We start from the raw sequence: 20983 nt of genomic DNA, 5'->3' as shown, positions 1-20983 counted from the left end.
AAAGGGATCCGTTGTAAGGAAGCAAAGCCCTTAATTATACAATCCGTGAAGATAACGCAATCCGGAAAGTTGCGCCATCTGCCCGCGAATCCACGCAACCCTCTCCCACACATAGGCAGAGGGGTTCGCAGCGCTGAGCACTTTCGGGTTGGGAAGAACGGCCGCAAGCCTTGCAGACTGGCTTTGGGACAACCGGCTGGCTGGAATGCCGAAATAGATCCGGCTGGCGGCCCCAACGCCATAAACCCCGGGACCAAACTCGGCAATATTCAGGTACACCTCGATGATCCGTCGCTTGGGCCAGAACGCATCAATACCCAGTGCCAACCCCGCCTCCAGGGCCTTTCGCACAAAACTGCGCCCGTTCCACAGGAACAGGTTCTTTGCGGTCTGCTGCGTGATGGTGCTGGCGCCCCTTAATCCCTGGCCCGCCTGGTACTCCGCCAATGCCTTGCGAATGGCGCCAAAATCCACCCCCTGGTGGTGAGGAAAGCGCTGGTCCTCGCTGGCCACCACTGCCAGCGGCATCCAAGGTGATATATCATCCAGCCTTACCCACTCCTGCCTCAGCTCGTAGGGTGAGCCCGATAGCAGATGCCCAAGCATAAAGGCGGACGTGGGTGGATTCACGAACCGGAACAGTACAATCAGAGCAATAACGAGCAGCAAAATCCCGGCCAGGGCCCAGGCAAGTGTGCGCATGAATTTTCGGATCAGGGAACGTCTGGCCACAGTGCTATTATCAACCGGTTGTGGGTTTGTCATTGGAACGGAGGAAGTCCGAAGAGACTATAACATTGCCCTTATGAAGCTTTCCCGAATTCTCAGTAATCAAAACGGTGTCAGCCGCAAACAGGCCAACGCACTGATCGCCGCCTGCATGGTGACGGTGGATGGCGTTGTTTGCCAGGAGGCATCGCGGGAAATAGACCGTTTTGCCACTGTGGTCAGCCGCGGAAGGGTCATCCAGCAAGGTGAGCAGGCCCATTATCTGATGCTACATAAACCGGCCGGATACCTCAGCGCCACGGTGGATGATGTTCACAAAACCGTAATGGAACTGATCGATCCCGGCCTGCAAAAAGACCTGCATATCGCCGGGCGGCTTGACCGGGCGAGTACCGGTTTGTTGATACTGACCAATGACGGCGTCTGGTCACGCCAGCTCACGGAACCCAGGGTTAAGATTCCCAAGGTGTATCGGGTCACCACCATGAACGCGATTACAGCCGATACCATTGAACGCTTTGCGGCAGGCATCTGGTTTGAATACGAACAACTGACGACCTCTCCCGCCCACCTCGAACCAATGGGGGCCAACGAGTCCAGAGTGACCATCTATGAGGGCCGCTATCACCAGATCAAGCGGATGTTTCATGCGACGGGAAACCGGGTAACCTCACTGCACCGGGAACGCGTGGGCGAAATCAGCCTGGACAGCCAACTTGCGCCCGGAGAATACCGGACGCTGACCCGGGAAGAGACACTTTCCCTGTATGCCTGATATTCTGATACCAGCCATGCCACCCTTCACGGAGCAACCATGACCACATTAACCATCGACATCGTTTCCGACATCGCCTGCCCTTGGTGTGCCATTGGTTACGCCCGCCTGGAAAAGGCCATGGAGGCGCTGAAAAGCGACCTGGAATTCACCGTTGAGTGGCACGCCTTTGAGCTGAACCCGGACCCGTCCGGCGACGGCGAGCCTATCCTGCCTGCGCTGAGCCGCAAATACGGCCGCAGCGAGGATGAGATGAGAGCCAATCAGGCGCAGATGATGGAAGTTGCCAAGGGACTGGGGCTGAACTTCGAGAAACTCCAGGAACGCCATACCCGCAACACCTTCGATGCACACAGGCTGGTGAAATGGGCCGGTGAACAGGGTAAGCAGACCGAGATGAAAATGGCGTTTTTCGAGGCCTATTTCGGCCGCGCCGAGAATATCTCAAACCCGGATGCGCTGATCCATTGCATCGAAGCCATTGGTCTGGATGGGGACAAAGCACGTGAGGTGCTGGCATCGGACCGATATGCAGATGCCGTGCGGGAGGATGAGGCAAAGTATCAGCAGGCTGGCGTGTCAGCAGTTCCCGCGTACATCGTCAACCAGCAATACCTGATCTCTGGCGCGCAGGAACCGGAGACACTGGTCAAAGCCTTTCGGGAAATAGCCGAATCCGCCTAGGTGGGGGCCGAGACAACCCCCTTGCCTGGGGGTTGCACGGCGGACGGACTTTACTCGGAAGCCGCGATCAGGCTGGCGTTACCGCCTGCGGCGGTGGTGTCCACACACAGGTGGCGCTCAATCACGAACCGCTGGTCGAGCTTGTGCTCGGTAATCAGCGGAAGCAGTGCGCCCTCTCGCTTGGCCAGGGCCAGGCGATATTCCTTCAGCAAGGGTTGCTCGGCGCAGCTCACCACCGCATGGAAACCACGCGCCTGTGCCAGCGCCTCCGGCTCCAACAGCCCTTCAATACCCACGATCGGCAGGCCAGCCTTGGCGGCAAGGTCTACCGTGTCCTGAATACCCGGCGCAACAACGACTACCTTGTTGCCCTGCGCCAACGCCATTGAGGCCTGCTCCAGCGCCGTCTCCCTGTCCGGACCGAGGCAAAGCACCACGCCACGGGCGTGATTGCTCAGGCGGTTCAACTCGCCGGTCGGGCCCGGCAACTCTTCAACATGGGCATCAAGCGGTGCCGGCACTTCGCCAAAGATCGGCTTCATCGCCTCAACCCTCGGCTCCGGCGCAGGCGCTTTCACACCAGCCACTTTGCCGATGAGCCCTTCGAGTTTTTTGATGTCCACCGCTTTGGCACCGGAATCCGCTGGCCGTTGAACGGTTTCACCCTTCAGGAAGCGGCGCACGTACTGGGGACCACCGGCTTTGGGACCGGTACCGGAAAGACCTTCGCCCCCAAACGGCTGTGAACCGACAATGGCGCCGATCTGGTTCCGGTTTACATAAATGTTGCCTACCTTGATGCGGTTGGAAATCCGATCAACCCGGCGGTCGACACGGCTATGGACACCGAAGGTCAGGCCATAGCCCTTGGCGTTGATGTTATCAACCACCTTGTCGATGTCCTTCGCCGCAAACGTGGCCACGTGCAACACCGGGCCGAAGATTTCCTCTTCCAGCTCTTCAATGCCAGTGACACTGATAACGGCCGGGGAGACAAAATTGCCTTTCTCGGGAACCGGCACTTTTTTCATCAGCCGGCCCTTGGCTTCGTACTTGTCACAGTGGTCGGCAATTTTCTTCCTGGCCGTTTCATCAATAACCGGGCCAACATCCGTTGACAGCAACCACGGATCGCCCACGCCCAACTCGTCCATCGCGCCATAAAGCATTTCCAGCAGATTATCGGCGATGTCTTTCTGCACATACAACATGCGTAGCGCAGAACAGCGCTGGCCGGCGCTCTGGAAGGAGGACGCCAGAACATCACGGACCACCTGCTCCGGCAGCGCGGTGGAATCCACGATCATGGCATTCAGGCCGCCGGTTTCCGCCACCAGGGTGGCGTCAGGCACCATGTTCTCGCTCATGTTCTTATCGATGCGCTGTGCCGTTGCGGTAGAACCGGTGAAGCAAACCCCGGCAACCCGCGAATCGGACGTCAGCGCCCCGCCCACGGTGGCACCGGTACCCGGCAGCAACTGGATTACGTCCTTGGGAATGCCTGCCTCGTGCATCAGCTCTACCGCCCGGGCCGCCAGCAGCGAACTTTGTTCAGCGGGCTTGGCCAGTACCGTGTTGCCAGCCACCAGGTTGGCCAGTATCTGGCCGGTGAAGATCGCCAGCGGGAAGTTCCAGGGTGAAATACACACCACGGCCCCGCGCGCCTCGCCACTGTCCTTGTAGCGAATGCCTTCGTTGGCATAAAACTGGGCAAAATCCACCGCTTCGCGGATCTCGGCAACGCCATCGAGCAGCGATTTCCCGGCTTCCCGGGTGGCCAATGCAAACAGTTCGTAGGCGTTTTCCTCGTACAGGTCAGCAACCTTGCGAAGATATTCCGCCCGCTCGTCGACGGACCGGGCCGACCAGGCCTTGAAGCCTTCCTGAGCGGCCGTGATTGCTGTGTTCACATCCTCCTCGGAGGCCTGGGTAACGTGACCCACGGTGTCTTCCGGATCAGCCGGGTTGCGAACCATCTGGACTTCCGCACCGGCCACTTCACCGGCGATGATCGGCCCGCCTTTCCAGCGATAATCACGATAGGCGTCACGGCCCTTGTCGATTTCCGCGATCGTAACCGGATCGGTAATATCCCAACCCTTGGAGTTGCGACGCTGGTCACCGAAGATTTTGTAGGGATGCACGATCGCTTTGCTGGAAATGTTATCACCCATCTCCTCGACCGAGTCTATCGGGTCCCTGGCAATCTCTTCCGGCGTAATTCGCTTGTCCACAATCTGGTTCACGAAGGAGCTGTTGGCGCCGTTCTCCAGCAGGCGGCGAACCAGGTACGCCAGCAAATCCTTATGGGGGCCAACCGGCGCGTATATCCGGCAGGGCACACCACTGGATTTCAGAACTTCGTTATGGAGCGATTCGCCCATGCCATGCAGTCGCTGGAACTCGTAGTTATCCACGCCTTTTGACTTGGCCAACTCAAGCACTGCCGATACCGAATGGGCATTGTGGGTAGCGAACTGCGGGTAGATCCTGTCTGTCATGTTCAGTAGCTTGGTGGCACAGGACAGGAACGAAACGTCGCTGCAGGCCTTACGGGTAAACACCGGGAATCCACTCAGCCCCATAACCTGGGCGCGCTTGATCTCGGCATCCCAATAGGCACCCTTGACCAGGCGAACCATAAAGCGGCGGTCGTATTTTTCGGCCAGGCCGTACAGCCAGTCCAGAGTAAACGACGAACGCTTGCCGTAGGCCTGCACCACCACACCAAAGCCGTCCCAGTTCGCCAGTTCCGGATCAGCCACCAGGGCCTCAATCACGTCCAGGGAGAGGTCGAGCCGGTCCTGCTCCTCGGCATCAATGTTGAAGCCCATGTTGGCGGCAGCGGCTTTCTTCACCAGCTCCCTGGCACGGGGGAGCAGTTCGTTCATCACCCGCTCCTTGTTGCCGTACTCATAGCGGGCCAACAGGGCGGACAACTTGACGGAAATACCCGGATTCTTGCGCACATCGCCCTTGCAGGCCTTGGCAATGCTGTCGATGGCGTTGGAATAGGAGTCGTAGTAACGCTTGGCGTCATCGTCGGTGCGGGCGGCCTCGCCCAGCATGTCGTAGGAGTAGGTGTAGCCCTTGGCCATGTACTCTTTGGCTTCGTCCTGGGCTTCGTCGATATCACGGCCCAGCACAAACTGGCGGCCCATTTCCTTCATGGCCTGACCGGCAACCGTGCGAATCACCGGCTCGCCAAACCGTTTGAGCAGCTTGCGCAGCGTATCGCCCACACTGTGGCGCTCTGAATCCTTGAGCAGGTTGCTGGTCATCAGCAACGCCACGGTCGCCGTATTGATCAGCGGTGACGATGCCCGGCCTACGTGGGTGCCCCAGGCACCAGAGGTGATCTTGTCTTCGATCAGTTCATGGATGGTCATATTGTCCGGCACGCGCAAAAGCGCTTCTGCCAGGCACATCAATGCCACGCCCTCTTTGGTGGTGAGGCCGTATTCCGCCAGGAATTTTTCCATGATGGTGGACTTGGCGTTCTTGCGGACGCTGCGCACCAGGTCAGCGGCGCGGGCGGAGATGGCATCGCGCTCGGCCCGGGTCAACTGGGCGCCAGCAATCATCTCACTAATCACCTTGTGTTCGTCCGCCAGGTAATAGCTGCGGATGGCCTGCCGGCTGTCGACAAGTGTAGGAGTCTCTGACTGCTGCGGTCTCATGGTTGAACCCTCTCAGTTGTTTGTCTTTCCCGCATTCTACCGGGAACGACAAAGACTATTTGACTGTAAAAACCATACAGGCGCGACTTTCAGGCTTTTTTAGTGAACAGAAATTTATATTTTTCCTGACTTGATGTTAATTTTCAGGAAACTTTCCCTCCCCAACTTATTAACCCGCCTTCGCGGCCAGCTCCCGAAGTACGCCGTGAGCCACTGAGAACACGGCACAATCCACTTCATTGGCGGCCTGCATGTCACCCAGCATCCGCTGCCAACGGCCCAGGAGTGCCTGTTTGTCGTCACGCCAGGCTTCCAGCATTTGCTCCGGCGATGCCGTGGCGCGTTCCTCATCCGGCGCTGCGGAGAACACACTTGAAGTGAGATTCCGCAACTGATGGTCGAGCTCATCGCGGTAGTGGAGTGTCGCCAGCACCTGCCAATGGCCACGAGCCTTGAAGCCGCGCATCTGTCTGTCCAGCCAGGTCAGGTTCAGACCCTCACCCAGGCTGAAATACACCCAAGCCACCGACTCCAGGTCCCGCCCCAACTGACGGCCGATCTCGATGATGTCCATCAGCCAGTAACGGCTTTCCGCGGACGCTCCATACGCAGCCAGCCCCGCCGGAACGGTTTGCTCACAGTATTTATCATAGCGTTCCTGCCACCGACTTGCAGGAATCACTGCCTCCAGGCTCTCGGTTGAGGCCAGCACCTCGGCCAGGGGCCGCTGATAGTGGGCAACGCAGGATTCAGGGTCCAGGCCGCTCCGGCGGTTGTAAAGCAACCAACTGGTACTGCGTGTTACCAGGCGAATCACGTCACTGAACAACTCTGCCTGCACGTCGGCGCTGATCTTTCCGTCCAGCGCTTCAATGGCTTCCCACTGAGTCTCTACGTCGTGTATCCGGAGGGAGATCAGGTAGCCTGCGGCAATCCGGCCATAGTCAGCGCCGGTGGCGTTACGAAGTTTGTCCGCCCAGCTGATGCCCATACGATTCACAATATCGTTGGCAATCTGGGTGGCTGAAATTTCAGCGCGCAAAGGATGTGCGTCGATCGCCTCTGGAAAGCGTTTGAGCAACGAGGCCGGGAATGCCGAATAGAGCGACTCGACAAAACGATCATCGTGAACAATGGGCGTAGTGAGCAATGCCTGCTTGAGTTCGATCTTGGCGTAGGAAATCAGCACGGAAAGCTCCGGCCGGGTCAGGCCAGAGGAACGCTCGCGCCGATCCCTGAGCTCCTCATCATCGGGCAGGAATTCGAGGGCCCGGTCAAGTTTGCCTTCCGCCTCCAGGCGCCGCATCAGTCGCTCATATTCATCCATGGTGGCAACCGCACCTCCATGGGCAAGGCTCAACGCCATGGCTTGGCGGTAGTTATTGCGGAGCACCAGCCGGGCCACTTCGGGCGTCATCGCCCTGAGCATATTGTTCCGCTGCCGGAGCGTCATCTGCCCACGCCGCACCTGCTCGTTGAGCAGAATCTTGATGTTCACTTCATGGTCCGAACAATCAACCCCACCGGCGTTATCAATAAAGTCGGTATTGGCAGCACCGCCGGCGCGGGCAAAGCCTATGCGGCCAAGCTGGGTAAAGCCCAGGTTACCGCCTTCACCGAGCACCCGGCACTGAAGCTCGTGGCTGTCGATTCTCACCGCGTCATTGGATTTGTCGCCAACGTCCTCGTGGGATTCGCCGGCCGCTTTTACGTAGGTGCCAATGCCGCCGTTCCAGAGCATGTCCACCGGCGCTTTCAACAGCGCCCTGATCAACTCGTTGGGCGGCAGGCGATCCGCGTCAACGCCCAGGCAGGCCTGCATTTGTGGTGATACCGGAATCCACTTGGCGCTCCGGGAAAAGACACCGCCGCCTTTGCTGATCCTTCTCTCGTCATAGTCCGCCCAGCTCGACCCCGGCAACTCAAACAGACGCTTGCGCTCGGCAAATGAAGCCGCCGCGTCGGGTTCCGGGTCAACGAAGATATGCAGGTGGTTGAACGCGCCGACCAGGCGAATACGGTCCGACAACAGCATGCCGTTGCCGAACACATCACCACCCATATCACCAACGCCCACCACCGTAAATTCATCGGCCTGGGTATCAACGCCTTTCTCCAGAAAATGACGCTTGACCGATTCCCAGGCGCCTCTTGCGGTAATCCCCATTTTCTTGTGGTCGTACCCTTCGCTGCCGCCAGAGGCGAACGCATCGCCGAGCCAGAATCCATACTCCTGGGCCAGCCGGTTGGCGATATCAGAAAAGGTAGCGGTACCTTTGTCGGCAGCAACAACCAGGTAGGGATCATCGCTATCATGGCGAACCACATTCTCTGGCGGCACCACCACTCCTTCATCCAGGTTGTCCGTCAGGTCCAGCAGCCCGCGGATGAACATCTGGTAGCAGGCGACACCTTCCGCCTGCAATGCCTCACGGGAGCCATCTTGCGGTGGCCGTTTAACGATAAAGCCGCCCTTGGCACCCACCGGTACAATCACTGAGTTCTTCACCTGTTGGGCCTTTACCAGCCCCAGTATCTCAGTACGGTAGTCCTCGCTACGGTCAGACCAACGCAACCCACCACGGGCAACCGGGCCCGCCCGGAGGTGAACCCCTTCCACGCGGGGGGAACACACAAACACCTCGAAACGCGGGCAGGGTTTGGGAATATCGGGGATGGAAGATGGATCAAGCTTGAGTGAGAGGTACCCCTTGAACCCACCGGTATCCTGATGCTGAAAATAGTTGGTTCTCAAGGTTGCCTTGATCAGCACATAAAACCGCCTGAGGATGCGGTCATCGTCCAGGCTTTTGACGGCTTCGAGGGCATTGAGAATATCCGCCTCAATCTGTTCAGCCGCAGATTCCCGACTTTCCGCCATGGCGGCATCCGGATTGAATCTGGCATTAAAGAAAGCGACCAGCAGCGCGGCAATATTCAGGTGCCGGGCCAGGGTGTCGGCGATAAACGGCTGACTGAAGCCGAAACGCAGTTGCTTGATGTAGCGGGAGTAAGCCCGCAACACGCTGACTTCACGCCAGCCCAGGCTGGCGGCCATCATCAGTTGGTTTAAGTCATCGTTCTCCGCGAAGCCATTCCAGATTTCGCGGAACCCTTCCTGCAATAGCGGCTTGGCCTTTTCAATATCGGCGCCACGGCAACGGGAATGAAACTCCACGGTAAAATCGCTGACCCCGAACTGCTCGCCATCGCGCCGCTGAATGCGATACGGATGCTCTCCCAATACCCTCATGCCAAGGTTTTCCAGGATAGGAATCACGTCTGAGAGGATCACCGGTTTGCCCTGGCTATAGAGCTTGAAGTTCAGTTCCTGCTCCCCCTGCTCAGACGGCTGGTAGAAGCGCATGGGTACATCGGAACTCAGGGCAATGGATTGAATTTGCAGAAGATCACCAACGGCCTCATCCACAGGGAATTTCGACCGGTAACTCGAAGGGAACCCGCCCCTGAACATGTTTGCGCATTGAGTGCCGGGGCCGTCCCCCAGAACCTCCACCAACCGTCGCAACAACGCATCGTCCCAGGAACGGGACTCCTCCATCATCGTTGCTACGATGTCCCGCAGATGCTTCGAATCGTCGGGGTCGTAATCCTCCCCCTCCAGAGCCTCTGAAAGCTGCTCCAGGAGGGTTTGTGTTTGCGGGGAGTCGGAATGGGTCATCGGAAGTCTCCGGGAGTATCAACTGGCGCATGTATGACTGAACATCCCCAGTATAGCCAACTCATGGAAGACTCTTTGCCCATATAGTTTTAATGTACAGGTATTTTGATTATATTCACGGCCATAAATAGCCGTTAATCCAGCCTGGAAACGAAATTATGGTCGAACTGGACAGAATCGATCACTCCATCATCCGTGAACTCCAGAAGCATGCACGGATTACAGTGACAGAACTTGCCTCGAGGGTGGGGTTGTCAAAAACACCCTGTCAGGTCCGTATGCGGCGCCTTGAAGAGCAAGGCTACATCACCGGCTACACGGCTCTGGTCAACCAGACCAAACTCGGGCAAAGCCACATCGCATTCGCACAGGTCACCCTGAACGACACCAGCAGCAGCGCCCTGGCAGCGTTCAATAATGCGGTAAAGCAGATCTCGGCGGTGGAGCAATGCCACATGATCGCTGGTAACTTCGATTACTTGCTGAAGGTTCGCACGGGCAATATGGCGGAGTATCGGCAGGTACTGGGAGAACAGATATCCGCCCTGCCCCATGTGTTGCAGACCAGTACCTTTGTGGTGATGGAAAATGTCAGGGATGCGGGACTGTAATGAATATCCGAACCCTGGAAACGTTTGTCTGGATAGCCAGGCTGGGTAGTTTCCGAGCCGCCGCCAGTCGGGTCTATGCGTCACAACCCTCGGTGTCAGCTCGCATTGCAGGCCTTGAAGATCAACTTGGCGTCGATCTGTTTGACCGTTCCGGCAAGAAGATCACCTTGACAGCCAAAGGCCGGGAATTTCTTGTCTATGCCGAAAAAATGCTGAGCTTGCACGGCGAGATGCTGCAAGCTGTTGCCAAGCCATCCTCCATCCAGGGCACCATTCGCCTTGCGGTCTCGGAAACCATCGCTCACACGTGGCTACCTCAGCTACTGGAACGGGTCAGCGAAGCCTATCCAGCCATCAACCTTGAACTGGACGTGGACATCTCCGTCAACCTTGCTGAGAAGCTCAAGAATCACGAGATCGATATCGCCTTCCTCATGGGCGGCGTCAACCAGCCCGGCATTATTAACCGGGATCTTTGCCGCTACTCACTGATCTGGGTTGCAAGCCCCCAGCTCAATATTCCCGACCAAGCCATGTCACTTGCCGAGCTCGCCACATGGCCCATCGTTACCTACCCACGACAGAGTGAACCTTATATTGCTATTCGCTCGCTGGTAGACCCCATGAATCATTCCACGCGCGTTCATTCCTGCTCTTCACTTTCAACCATCATTCATATGACCGTGGACGGCCTGGGCGTCAGTGCTCTCCCCCGGGAAATTCTTCAGCGCGAACTGGACACCGGCGTTCTGCGGCAATTCAGGGTTGACGCCACTGTGCCGGACCTTGCATTTATCGCAGCCTACCGGGCCGCACCAAGCAGCAGTGTCGTGCATGCCATAGCAGAACTCGCACTGATAACCGCAAAAGAACGCGCTGGATTGGTCAACCAGTCCATGCAGAGCGTTGAAAAACCTGAGTGATCCATTTTTTCTATCAAAACTGATCCCAAATTTCGATTTGTGTTAATCAGCACTTCTGCCTTAAATGCAAGAAACTCATCTATTAGGCAGAAACATGACAAGCATCGCTCAGCTGGACGCGCATTCAACACCTTCGGCTGTTCGTAGAGCCGCGAGAGAAGGCAACCTGACCGGCCCCACATCCGGGCTTGCCAGCGGTTACGTCCAGGTCAACCTTGTCATCCTGCCAGAATCCCAGGCAGCGGGCTTTCTGCGCTTCTGCCAGGCCAACCCTAAGCCCTGTCCTCTGTTGGCAGTCAGTGAGCCCGGTGCCCGCACCTGCACCCTTTTAGGCCGTGATCTGGACATTGCCCGCGATGTGCCGGCTTACCGCATTTACCGCCATGGCCAGGTCAGTGACACCCGTACTGATGTGGCGGAAGACTGGCGGGAGGACCTGGTGACCTTTGCCCTTGGCTGCTCCTTTACCTTCGAGCACGCTCTGATCACCGCCGGCCTTCAGGTACGCCACATAAACGAAGCCAGAAACGTGCCTATGTATAACACCTCGGTACCACTGACCTCTGCCGGAGGTTTTGGCGGCAAGCTGGTTGTCTCCATGCGGCCATTCATAGCTGCTGACGCTATCCGCGCCATCCAGATCACCACCCGGTACCCACAGGTTCATGGTTCCCCCGTGCACCTCGGCAATCCATCACTGATCGGCATTTCCAACCTGAGCGCGCCGGATTATGGCGACTCCGTTTCCGTGGGTGAGAATGAAATTCCGGTCTTCTGGGCCTGTGGCGTTACACCGCAGCAGGTCCTGATCGATTCCGGTATCGAATTCGCAATCACCCACAGCCCGGGGCACATGCTGGTCACGGATATTCCTGACAACAGCCTGGCCCTGTTTTAATCAGAACCGACCAAAACCATGAGGTAACTACCATGAATACAAGAAAGACCCTCGTTGCCGCCTCCCTGATGGGCCTGGCATTTGCCAGCTCGCCTGCGTTGGCGCAGGACCTGGACAAGACCAGCTTTAACTATGTGGGAAGCTGGAGCAGTTTGTCCCTTTACCAGAATTTCGAACGTCCGTTCTGGGAGAAACACGTTCCCGAAGCCTCCGATGGCCAGATTTCTACCAAGGTCACCACCTTTGACCAGATGGGCCTGGGTGGTGGTGAAGTCTTTCGTTTGATGGACCGTAACGTCATTGAGGTCACTTCCACAGTAGCCGATTATGCAGTTGAGGATGCCCCGGAACTGGAAGCCCTGGACATGCCCATGATCGCTCCCGACGTGGACACCGCCCGCAAAGTGGCGGAAGCCTATCGTCCGGTTCTCGCCGATGCATTCAAACAACGGTACGACGGCGCTCAACTGCTGGCCGTTGTGCCTTATCCTTCGCAAATGGTGTTCTGCAACGCGGAGATTGACGGACTGAGTGATCTCAAGGGTATGAAAGTTCGCGCCAGCGGTCGTACCACTGCCGAATTCCTTCAGGCCCTGGGCGCCGAAGGCATCACTTTGAACTTCAGCGAAGTACCCGGCGCGTTGCAGCGAGGCGTTATCGACTGCGCAGTAACTGGCTCCCTGTCCGGTTACAGCTCTGGCTGGCACGAAGTGTCCACGCATCTGTACCCCCTGCCAGTAGGTGGCTGGGACCACGTCGTTACCGCTATGAATGGCAAAAAATGGAAGTCGCTTTCCCAGGAAACCCAGGAATGGCTGACCGCTGAAATCAAGGAAAATTATGAAGACCCGGTCTGGGCCGCTGCGACAGGGGAAACGAAAGAGGGCATTGCTTGCCTGACCGGCAACGGTAAATGCTCGCGCGGTGACGCAGGAGACATGGTCCTGGTGGAGGCCACCGATAATGACTTCACCGAGGCTAGTCGCCACCTGGAAGAAACCCTGCTGCCTAACTGGGCAAAGCGCGTAGACCAGGAATGGGTTGAGCGCTGGAATGACACGGTTGGTGAAGTAACCGGATTAAGCGCGACCAAGTAACACGCCGCTCGCCCACAACGGCGACCGGGGCGGTCAAACTGCCCCGGTCGGTCTGGAGAACAATATGTTGCAACAGGTGAACTCGTTTCTCGACCGCGTGCTCGCTGGCGTTAAAGTCGGCTCGCTCTGGTTTGCCCGGGCAGGCGGCGTGATGATCCTCCTCACCGTCGCCCTGGTCACCATCGAAGTGGCCTCACGGGTTTTTGTGGGTCGTTCAGCGGTCCATGCCACCGAACTGACCGGTTACATCATGGCAATCAGCGCCAGCTGGTCCTTCGCCTACACCCTGATGTGCAAGGCCCATATTCGCATTGATGCTCTGTACCTGACCTTTCCCATGAAAGTTCGAGGCGTGCTTGACCTGGTCGCGCTACTGGCATTGGCCATGTTCTCCATCCTGGTAGTCGACGCGGTTTTCTCAGTCCTCAGCCACTCGTACAGCGGCGGCTCCACCGCCAACACGCCACTGGGCACCCCTTTGTGGATACCACAGGCGCTGTGGTTTGTGGGATTGATCTGGTTTGGTTTTGCCGTGTGTGTGGTTTCCCTGAGAGCCTTTTTCGGCTTGCTCAGCGGCGACACCGAAGGTGTGCAGATACTGGCGGGAAGTCCGACGCTGGGCGAACAGATTAGCGATGAAGACAGGGAAGCACGCTCATGATCATTACCGCACTGGTTATTCTGATGGTTCTGCTTCTCCTGAGCGTTCCTGTCGCGGCCACGCTGATTGCACTGGCCCTTGTGCTGTCGGAGCTGTTCTCGCCCTTTCCTCTGCTCAACGCAATGGGGGATGTGCTCTGGTCGGCGTCTGACAAATACCTGCTGATCGCCATTCCGTTGTTTATCCTGCTGGGCGAGATTCTGGTGCGCACCGGCATTGCCCGTGGCACCTACCGTTCCCTGGAGAGCTGGATGTCCTGGCTGCCAGGGGGGCTGCTGCACGCCAACATCGGCACCGCCACCCTGTTTTCGGCCACCTCCGGTTCCAGTGTCGCCACGGCTGCCACCATCGGCACGGTCGCATTGCCGCAGGGGAAGGAAATGGGTTATGACCCCAAACTTTTCACCGGTTCGATTGCCGCAGGCGGCACCCTGGGCATCATGATTCCGCCGTCGATCAACCTGATTGTTTATGGATTCCTTACCGAAACCTCGATTCCGCAGCTGTTTGCCGCCGGTCTGATACCGGGCCTGCTGCTTGCTCTCATGTTCATTGTTGGCACAGCCCTGATCTGTATCTGGAAGCCGAGCCTGGGCGGACCCAGCGTGTCCCACAGCTGGGGAGACCGATTTTCCGGCCTCAAACACCTGGTACCGGTATTGACGCTGTTCGGGATCGTGGTTGGATCCATCTACGCTGGTGTGGCAACACCTACCGAAGCGGCCTCCCTGGGCGTTCTGGGCGCCATGATAATCGCCCTATCCATGGGCAAACTGTCCGTGAACGTGATTGTCCAGGCCCTGGACGGCACCATGAAGACCACCGGCATGATCATGTTGATCATCATCGCCTCCTATTTTCTCAATTTCGTGCTTGCCTCCGCCGGCGTAACACGGGAACTGACCGGATTTCTCGAAACCGCCGGTCTTGGCCCCTACTCAACGCTGGTTCTGGTCATCCTGCTTTACATCGTTCTCGGTTTCTTCATCGAGACACTGTCGCTGATGGTCATCACCATTCCCCTCGTCGCCCCCATCATCATCGCCCTGGGATTCGATCCGGTGTGGCTGGGCATCCTGATCATTCTGCTTATTGAGATGGCGCTGATCACTCCGCCCGTGGGACTCAACCTCTACGTAGTTCAGGGTGTGCGTGAAAGCGGACCCTTTAGCGACGTGATGAAAGGTGCCATGCCCTACGTCGGCATCATGTTCCTGATGGCGATTGTGCTGGTGCTGTTCCCTCAGGTGGCCACGTTCCTCCCCGACCTGATGAAGTAACTATCCATGAACCCAAATTATCGGAGCGACTCAATGACAAACTTCCAACTTCCAGACAGCCAGGAAACCATTCATGTTGATGTCCGCCAGCTCATCATCGCCGGCTGGGCCGGACGGGTGCAGTCTGCCATCGACGAACACATCGAAGAACTGAAGGAGATTGGCGTAACACCACCGTCCGATACCCCGCTTTTCTATCGCGTTGCAGCCAACCAGCTCTCCACTGCTCCGGACATCCAGGTACTGGGAGAGGCCTCCAGCGGCGAGGTGGAAGTGGTCCTGATTGGCAGCGACCAGGGCACCCTGGTAGGTATTGGTTCAGATCATACCGACCGCGAAGCCGAAGCCTGGTCTGTGGCCCATTCCAAACAGGTCTGTGCCAAGCCTGTAAGCTCTCAGGTGTGGCGGCTGGACAGCGTGATCGACCACTGGGACGAACTGCAGATGGCGTCCTACGTGACCATCGATGGCAAGGAAGAGTTGTACCAGGATGGGCCGGTTACTGGCCTGCTGCATCCCGCGGAGCTGTTGCACCGTTTCGGGCTGGACAAAGCCGAGCTGGCTCCGGGCCAGGCCATGCTATGCGGCACGCTACCGGTGATCGGTGAGCTGCGCCCGGGACAGGCTTTTCGAATGGTGCTGAAAGACCCGGTCTCTGGCCGCGAACTTCAGCACCGGTATAACATTCACACCCTGCAGGTGGTCGCATGAACCAGTCAGCCTCACTCGCCCAACTGCTCGACGACATGAATAGCGGCCAGAAGCGGGCCACGGAGCTACTGGACAGTTGCCTGGCCCAAATCAACGCCTACGACGATGCCAAAGCCCAGGTTTACACCAAGCGCTTTGACAAAGCCGCGCGCTCCGAGGCCGACGCCACTGACCGCCTTCGTCATGCCAGCGTGTCCGCGGGACAACTTGCAGGACTACCTATTGCCCTCAAAGCGCTGTTCGATGTGGCCGGCGAAATCACAAACGCGGGGTCCCAAGGCTGGCAAGCGCCGGCACAATCCGATGCGGTTATTGTTTCCCGCCTACGGCGTGAAGGCGCGGTGATTACCGGCCACACCAACATGACCGAGTTTGCGTACTCCGGCGTGGGACTGAACCCCCACTACGGCACACCGGATAACCCTCTGGCGCCCGGTCGCATTCCGGGCGGCTCGTCGTGCGGCGCTGCCGTGGCGGTAGCAAGAGGAATGGCAACGGCGGCCATTGGCACCGATACCGGTGGCTCCGTTCGCATTCCGGCGGCGTTCTGTGGTCTGACGGGATTCAAGCCGTCTCAGGCCAGGGTACCCCGTGACGGCACCTACCCGCTGTCAGACAGCCTCGACTCCATCGGCCCCATTGCCCACACAGTGGATTGCTGTGCCCGGCTGGATGCGGTTCTATCAGGCCACCGATACCGGCCGCTTACACCTTTCTCGCCGAAAGGTCTGCGTTTTGTCGTCCCGACCGATTACATGCTGAGCGACCTGGACGACACCGTTGCACGAGCGTTTACCCGCAGCCTGAAGACTCTGCGCGAGGCTGGAGCCAGTATTGTGGAGGCACCCGCTCCAGTACTCGCCGCTCTCCCCGAGCTCATGGAGGGCGGTGGCTTCACCGCTGCGGAGAGCTACTTTGTGCACCGTCAGTCGCTGGCGGAACACGGTGATCTCTATGACCCCCGTGTAAGCAGCCGGATCGAACGTGGCGCGGCCATCTCCGCCGCCGATTATCTGGAGCTGTGCCGCCGCCGGAAGCATCGCAAACAGCAGGCGGACCAGTGGCTGAGGGATTACGATGGTCTGCTCGCACCCACCGTGCCGGTGGTTCCGCCGCGCTTCGACGAACTGGAGAACGATGATGACTACGCCCGCCTCAACCTGCTGATCCTGCGGAACCCGACGGTGGCCAACTTGCTGGACCTGTGCGCCATCAGCCTTCCCAACCACAAACCTGACGACCTGCCAAGCGGGCTAATGCTGATCGGCCGCAACGGCACGGATGACACGCTGTTACGGTTGGCTCAGGCCATCGAACGGGTATTGTAACGGCCATGCTGACCATTCTGCTGACCAAACTCGTTGCCACTGCACTGGTGGTTATCGGTGTTTCAGTGTCGGTGGCCAAACTGGGGCCAAGGCTGGGCGGCATCCTTGCCGGAACGCCCATTATTCTTGGCCCGGGATATTTCTTCATGCTGCAGGAGCGGCCTACGGAATTTATCGAGGCGGCGGCGTTGGCCACTCTCCACGCACTGATTGCCACCCTGCTGTTCAGTATCAGCTTCGTATTAACCGCCGAGCGGCTGGGCGCGCTGGCAACGCTGGGCGTGGCAACCCTGGCCTGGATCCCGGGGGCCTACCTGTTTTCGTTCATGCCCGGTGGCGTAGCCGTTGCCGTGTTGGTCTATGGGGTGGTACTACTGGCGGCAGAGTTCATCAAACGCACGCGCGCCCTGAAACAGCCAGAGATTGTCGCGGTATCTGGCTGGTTTGACGTGGTGCTGCGGGGGCTTCTTGCCGGTGTGCTAGTGGCCGTTGCGACCACTCTGGCCGCAAGGTCCAGCCCCATGCTATCAGGCATACTGGTCGGCTTTCCCGTGGGTCTGTTTACCATCGGCTGGACACTCCACGACCGATATGGAGCCGGCGTGGCCCGGGCCACGGTCGCCGCCGCGCAGCAAGGCATGCTCAGCCTGGTCGCCTTTGCGGTAGTGACGGCGGTAATGGTTAGCCATACGTCACCCATGGTGACTTTTCTGTTTTCCTTGCTGGCGTCCATTGCCGTCAGCGTCACCCTGTTCCTGGTAAGTCAGTGGCGGGTTCGCCGAGCTTACGGTCACCTGCTGGCCTCTCAATCTACAATAAAAGAACATCGCGCCCATGAGTGACAGATTTTCTGAGCCAACAGGCTGTTTCAAACCAAAGACAGAGAGGACACCATGAAACCTTTACTGCTGAACGCCGACATGGGTGAGAGTTTTGGCCCCTGGGTAATGGGCCTGGATCATGAGGTGATGCCTCACGTGGATCTGGCCAACATCGCCTGCGGCTTTCACGCCTCCGATCCGGACGTCATGAGGAGCACGGTGCGTATGGCAACAGAACACTCCGTCGGCATCGGTGCCCACCCGGCCTACCCGGATCTGGTCGGTTTTGGCCGCCGATCCATGGCCTGCTCACCGGCGGAAATCGAAAACCTGGTGCTTTACCAAGTGGGCGCCCTGACAGCTATGTGTCGTGCCGAGGGCACCGAAATCCGCTACGTGAAGCCCCACGGCGCGCTCTACAATGACATGGCCCGCAAGCCGGAAATTTTCAGTGCCGTTGCCCGGGCGACCAAGGCATACGATCCAGGGCTGCCACTGCTGACCCTGGCAACCCGCGACACCAGCGCGATTCGAGAGCTGGCTGAGGAACAGGGCATTACCCTGTGGTTTGAAGCCTTTGCAGATCGCGCCTACGACGCCGATGGCCGGCTGGTGTCGAGGGCGCAGCCCGGTGCGGTACATCACAATCCGGATGTCATTATCGATCAGGCCCGTCGCATTGCCAACGGCCACCCCCTGATCGCCAGCGATGGCAGCGAGCTCACCCTGAGCGCGGATACCCTGTGTGTGCACGGCGACAACGAGGAATCGGTGGCCTCAGTGCGCGCGATCCGCCAAATGCTCAACGCGCTGCAAACAAGCCCATGAAACCGGCACGCTTACCCTGCCTGGAGCGGGCCGGCCTGGATGGCTGGATGGTGAGGCTGTTCGACGACATTGAGGAACATAACCTGTTGTGGCTGACTGCCCTGGCCGAGGCATGCGAAGCGGTCTTCGGCGACGATCTGTTGGATCTGGTGCCCTCTTACACCACGCTGCTGGTGGTGTTTGATCCGTTTCGAATCAGTCCCTGCGAAGCCAGACAACAACTGATCGAGATACTGGATCACCTAAAGCCGGCCGACGCCGCTGCCAGCGGGGCACTGCACGAACTACCCACCTGGTACGATCCACAAACAGGCCCGGATCTACAACGGGTAGCTGAGCTGTCAGGCTTGTCGGTGGCGTCGGTCATCGAAGCCCACAGCAGCCGTGAATACCGGGTGTTTGCTTTGGGTTTTGCCCCCGGTTTTGCGTTTATGGGTCTGCTTGACCCGGCACTGAACTGCCCACGCCTGGACACCCCACGCCAGAAAGTACCCGCCGGCAGTGTCGCCATCGCCGGCCAGCAAACCGCTGCCTACCCGATGGTCACCCCCGGCGGCTGGAACCTGATCGGTCGCACACCTGCGCGGCTGTTTGACCGTAATCGCGACGGCTTCAGCCTGCTTCGTGTTGGCGACCGGGTAAGCTTCGTGCCCGTGGACCGGGCCACCTTTGAAGCGCAGGGCGGCAACACCACACCTGCAACCGGTGAGGTGACCAAATGAGAGCAACCAACCTGATCGGATTTCGTGTGTCCCGCGCCGGCCCCTTGGCGCTTTTGCAGGACGCGGGGCGTTTTGGCGTCCGGCATTTGGGGGTCACCCAGGGAGGCCCTGCCGACCTGCACGCCTGGGCCTGGGCCAACCGTCTGGCGGGTAACCCCTGGGGTACAGCGGTGCTGGAGGTTACCTTCGGCGGCCTGGAACTGGTGGCCGAACGGGATATGACCATTGCGCTGACCGGCGCGGACCTGGGCATCCACCACAACCTGCAAACTGCGCCCCGGTGGCGCACGCTGGCCATCAGCGCCGGTGACACCCTGAGCTTTGGCACACCAGTTAATGGCTTGCGCGCTTATCTGGCCGTTGCTGGAGGATTCCGTGGCGATTCGGTGCTGGGTAGCGTGGCCTGCGTGGTGCGGGAACAGCTCGGGGGATTCGATGGGCAGGGAAACACTCTGCGGGAAGGAGAGATGCTAACTGTAAACCAGCCCGAGGCGACTCCGGCGAATCAGACTGCGCCGGAATCGGAACAGCGGGATTATCGCCATCCAACCACACTGGACCTGCTTCCGGGTGCCCAGATAGCAGCCTTCAATGGTAGGAGCCTGTTCGAAGCGTTCAATGCCGAATGGCGGGTTGACCAGCGCGCGGACCGCATGGGAGTGCGCCTTACCGGCCCCAGGCTCCAATGCGCCATTAGCACGCTGGTATCGGAAGGGATTTCACTGGGTGCGGTGCAGGTGCCGCCGGACGGCCAGCCCATTGCGCTGCTGAACGACCGGCAGACCATTGGCGGCTACCCGCGCCTGGGCAACCTGACACCCCTGGCCGCCAGTCGCCTGGCCCAATGCCTGCCGGGGCAGACGCTACGGTTCAGAGCCGTTGGCATTGATCGCGCACTGAGACATCACCGGCGATTTCTGCAAATTTTCCGTTGAACCATACCTTCAGGCTCGCCCCAGAAACCGCCGTTCTTCCACATTGATTTTTATCCGGTCACCGGTGGAAATGTGCTCGGGCACCTGCACCACCAGGCCGGTGGTGAGTCTGGCCGGCTTGGTCCGGGCGGTTGCAGAACCGCCTTTTACAGAAGGGTCTGTTTCTTCAATCAACAGGTCCACCGTCGGAGGCAGATCCAGCGCCACCGGTGCGTCGCTGACGAGAACCACCATCAACCCCTGGGTATCTTCGTTGATGAACAACAGTTCCTCGGCAATCGCCTCACCGTTCAGGCTGTACTGCGTATAATCCTCGCTATCCATGAAGACGTACTCTTCGCCATCTGAATAGGAAAACGTCGCCGGCCGGCGAACCAGGTCGGCGAGGTTTAACATATCGGAGTCTTTGAAGGTCTGGTCAATCTTGTAGCCTGTCACTACGTCGTACAGGCGCATGCGATACAGACTGCCACCGGCTCGCCCCTGCGGGACCGAACGCTCGATATCCTTGACAAAGTACACACCGCCTTCGTACTCAATCGCCGAGTTCTTCTTGATTTCACCTGCTTTTGGCATTGCTCGAAATTCCATAACTGAAGTGGACCAACAGGCCTGACG

At 58.6% G+C, this 20983-nt stretch carries 18 protein-coding genes; 14 read left to right on the top strand and 4 right to left on the bottom strand.

Features of this window, described 5'->3' with window-relative positions:
* Positions 1–30: 30 nt before the first annotated feature.
* Positions 31–732 carry a monofunctional biosynthetic peptidoglycan transglycosylase gene (mtgA, locus tag NLU14_RS00535; protein WP_420845020.1) on the bottom strand — a complete coding sequence of 234 codons (702 nt, stop codon included), beginning with the start codon at positions 730–732 and terminating at the stop codon, positions 31–33.
* Between the two features lie 73 nt (positions 733–805).
* Between mtgA and NLU14_RS00530 the strand changes: the two genes are divergently transcribed.
* Both NLU14_RS00530 and NLU14_RS00525 read left to right on the top strand, forming a co-directional pair.
* Positions 806–1504 carry a pseudouridine synthase gene (locus NLU14_RS00530; protein ID WP_275704199.1) on the top strand — a complete coding sequence of 233 codons (699 nt, stop codon included), beginning with the start codon at positions 806–808 and terminating at the stop codon, positions 1502–1504.
* Between the two features lie 39 nt (positions 1505–1543).
* A complete protein-coding gene (locus NLU14_RS00525) occupies positions 1544–2188 on the top strand; it encodes a DsbA family oxidoreductase (RefSeq protein ID WP_275704198.1) in 645 nt (214 codons plus the stop codon).
* A gap of 50 nt (positions 2189–2238) precedes the next feature.
* On the opposite strand, the gene putA is transcribed toward NLU14_RS00525, so the two are convergent.
* Complete coding sequence (gene putA / locus NLU14_RS00520) at positions 2239–5868, bottom strand: bifunctional proline dehydrogenase/L-glutamate gamma-semialdehyde dehydrogenase PutA (protein WP_275704197.1); 3630 nt, start codon at positions 5866–5868, stop codon at positions 2239–2241.
* 169 nt (positions 5869–6037) lie between these two features.
* Complete coding sequence (locus NLU14_RS00515) at positions 6038–9550, bottom strand: NAD-glutamate dehydrogenase (protein ID WP_275704196.1); 3513 nt, start codon at positions 9548–9550, stop codon at positions 6038–6040.
* Between the two features lie 158 nt (positions 9551–9708).
* Here NLU14_RS00515 and NLU14_RS00510 point away from each other — a divergent pair, with 158 nt between their 5' ends.
* The 12 genes from NLU14_RS00510 (at position 9709) to NLU14_RS00455 (ending at position 20365) form a co-directional block, all read left to right on the top strand.
* Positions 9709–10161, top strand: coding sequence for an Lrp/AsnC ligand binding domain-containing protein (locus NLU14_RS00510; RefSeq protein WP_275704195.1), 453 nt, complete (start codon positions 9709–9711; stop codon positions 10159–10161).
* Positions 10161–11084 (top strand): LysR family transcriptional regulator, encoded by a 924-nt coding sequence (locus NLU14_RS00505; RefSeq protein ID WP_275704194.1) that lies wholly within the window; start codon positions 10161–10163, stop codon positions 11082–11084. The genes NLU14_RS00510 and NLU14_RS00505 overlap by 1 nt, the downstream gene beginning before the upstream one ends.
* A gap of 94 nt (positions 11085–11178) precedes the next feature.
* Positions 11179–11982 carry a putative hydro-lyase gene (locus NLU14_RS00500; protein WP_275704193.1) on the top strand — a complete coding sequence of 268 codons (804 nt, stop codon included), beginning with the start codon at positions 11179–11181 and terminating at the stop codon, positions 11980–11982.
* Between the two features lie 32 nt (positions 11983–12014).
* Positions 12015–13079 (top strand): TRAP transporter substrate-binding protein, encoded by a 1065-nt coding sequence (locus NLU14_RS00495; protein ID WP_275704192.1) that lies wholly within the window; start codon positions 12015–12017, stop codon positions 13077–13079.
* Positions 13080–13143: 64 nt separating this feature from the next.
* A complete protein-coding gene (locus tag NLU14_RS00490) occupies positions 13144–13740 on the top strand; it encodes a TRAP transporter small permease subunit (RefSeq protein WP_275704191.1) in 597 nt (198 codons plus the stop codon).
* Positions 13737–15020, top strand: a complete 1284-nt coding sequence (locus tag NLU14_RS00485) for a TRAP transporter large permease (protein WP_275704190.1) — start codon at positions 13737–13739, stop codon at positions 15018–15020. The genes NLU14_RS00490 and NLU14_RS00485 overlap by 4 nt, the downstream gene beginning before the upstream one ends.
* Positions 15021–15053: 33 nt before the next feature.
* On the top strand, positions 15054–15731 hold the full coding sequence (locus tag NLU14_RS00480) for a DUF2848 domain-containing protein (protein WP_275704189.1): 678 nt from the start codon (positions 15054–15056) through the stop codon (positions 15729–15731).
* Positions 15728–17059, top strand: a complete 1332-nt coding sequence (locus tag NLU14_RS00475) for an amidase (RefSeq protein ID WP_275704188.1) — start codon at positions 15728–15730, stop codon at positions 17057–17059. Before NLU14_RS00480 ends, NLU14_RS00475 begins: the two co-directional genes overlap by 4 nt.
* A gap of 5 nt (positions 17060–17064) precedes the next feature.
* Positions 17065–17901: a hypothetical protein gene (locus NLU14_RS00470; protein ID WP_275704187.1), complete on the top strand. Its 837-nt coding sequence runs from the start codon at positions 17065–17067 to the stop codon at positions 17899–17901.
* Between the two features lie 51 nt (positions 17902–17952).
* Entirely contained in the window at positions 17953–18708 is a 756-nt protein-coding gene (locus NLU14_RS00465; RefSeq protein ID WP_275704186.1) for a 5-oxoprolinase subunit PxpA, read from the top strand.
* Entirely contained in the window at positions 18705–19430 is a 726-nt protein-coding gene (gene pxpB / locus NLU14_RS00460) for a 5-oxoprolinase subunit PxpB (RefSeq protein ID WP_275704185.1), read from the top strand. The genes NLU14_RS00465 and pxpB overlap by 4 nt, the downstream gene beginning before the upstream one ends.
* Positions 19427–20365, top strand: a complete 939-nt coding sequence (locus NLU14_RS00455; protein WP_275704184.1) for a 5-oxoprolinase subunit C family protein — start codon at positions 19427–19429, stop codon at positions 20363–20365. The genes pxpB and NLU14_RS00455 overlap by 4 nt, the downstream gene beginning before the upstream one ends.
* A gap of 9 nt (positions 20366–20374) precedes the next feature.
* Here NLU14_RS00455 and efpL read toward each other — a convergent pair whose 3' ends face one another.
* The gene (gene efpL / locus NLU14_RS00450) at positions 20375–20941 is read right to left on the bottom strand and encodes an elongation factor P-like protein EfpL (RefSeq protein WP_275704183.1); all 567 of its coding nucleotides are present in this window, start codon (positions 20939–20941) and stop codon (positions 20375–20377) included.
* Between the last annotated feature and the right edge of the window lie 42 nt (positions 20942–20983).

It is taken from the genome of Marinobacter iranensis (assembly GCF_029207565.1).
In the GTDB taxonomy this organism is placed as follows: domain Bacteria; phylum Pseudomonadota; class Gammaproteobacteria; order Pseudomonadales; family Oleiphilaceae; genus Marinobacter; species Marinobacter iranensis.
Note: the sequence above shows the minus strand (reverse complement) of the source record. Positions and strands in the feature narration are given on the sequence as shown.

Coding starts and splice junctions, on each gene's coding strand:
- NLU14_RS00510 (WP_275704195.1), top strand. CDS start 9,709: ATGGTCGAACTGGACAGAATCGATCACTCCATCATCCGTGAACTCCAG.
- NLU14_RS00455 (WP_275704184.1), top strand. CDS start 19,427: ATGAGAGCAACCAACCTGATCGGATTTCGTGTGTCCCGCGCCGGCCCC.
- putA (WP_275704197.1), bottom strand. CDS start 5,868: ATGAGACCGCAGCAGTCAGAGACTCCTACACTTGTCGACAGCCGGCAG.
- efpL (WP_275704183.1), bottom strand. CDS start 20,941: ATGCCAAAAGCAGGTGAAATCAAGAAGAACTCGGCGATTGAGTACGAA.
- NLU14_RS00475 (WP_275704188.1), top strand. CDS start 15,728: ATGAACCAGTCAGCCTCACTCGCCCAACTGCTCGACGACATGAATAGC.
- NLU14_RS00485 (WP_275704190.1), top strand. CDS start 13,737: ATGATCATTACCGCACTGGTTATTCTGATGGTTCTGCTTCTCCTGAGC.
- NLU14_RS00515 (WP_275704196.1), bottom strand. CDS start 9,550: ATGACCCATTCCGACTCCCCGCAAACACAAACCCTCCTGGAGCAGCTT.
- NLU14_RS00490 (WP_275704191.1), top strand. CDS start 13,144: ATGTTGCAACAGGTGAACTCGTTTCTCGACCGCGTGCTCGCTGGCGTT.
- NLU14_RS00525 (WP_275704198.1), top strand. CDS start 1,544: ATGACCACATTAACCATCGACATCGTTTCCGACATCGCCTGCCCTTGG.
- NLU14_RS00505 (WP_275704194.1), top strand. CDS start 10,161: ATGAATATCCGAACCCTGGAAACGTTTGTCTGGATAGCCAGGCTGGGT.
- NLU14_RS00465 (WP_275704186.1), top strand. CDS start 17,953: ATGAAACCTTTACTGCTGAACGCCGACATGGGTGAGAGTTTTGGCCCC.
- NLU14_RS00495 (WP_275704192.1), top strand. CDS start 12,015: ATGAATACAAGAAAGACCCTCGTTGCCGCCTCCCTGATGGGCCTGGCA.
- pxpB (WP_275704185.1), top strand. CDS start 18,705: ATGAAACCGGCACGCTTACCCTGCCTGGAGCGGGCCGGCCTGGATGGC.
- NLU14_RS00480 (WP_275704189.1), top strand. CDS start 15,054: ATGACAAACTTCCAACTTCCAGACAGCCAGGAAACCATTCATGTTGAT.
- NLU14_RS00470 (WP_275704187.1), top strand. CDS start 17,065: ATGCTGACCATTCTGCTGACCAAACTCGTTGCCACTGCACTGGTGGTT.
- NLU14_RS00500 (WP_275704193.1), top strand. CDS start 11,179: ATGACAAGCATCGCTCAGCTGGACGCGCATTCAACACCTTCGGCTGTT.
- NLU14_RS00530 (WP_275704199.1), top strand. CDS start 806: ATGAAGCTTTCCCGAATTCTCAGTAATCAAAACGGTGTCAGCCGCAAA.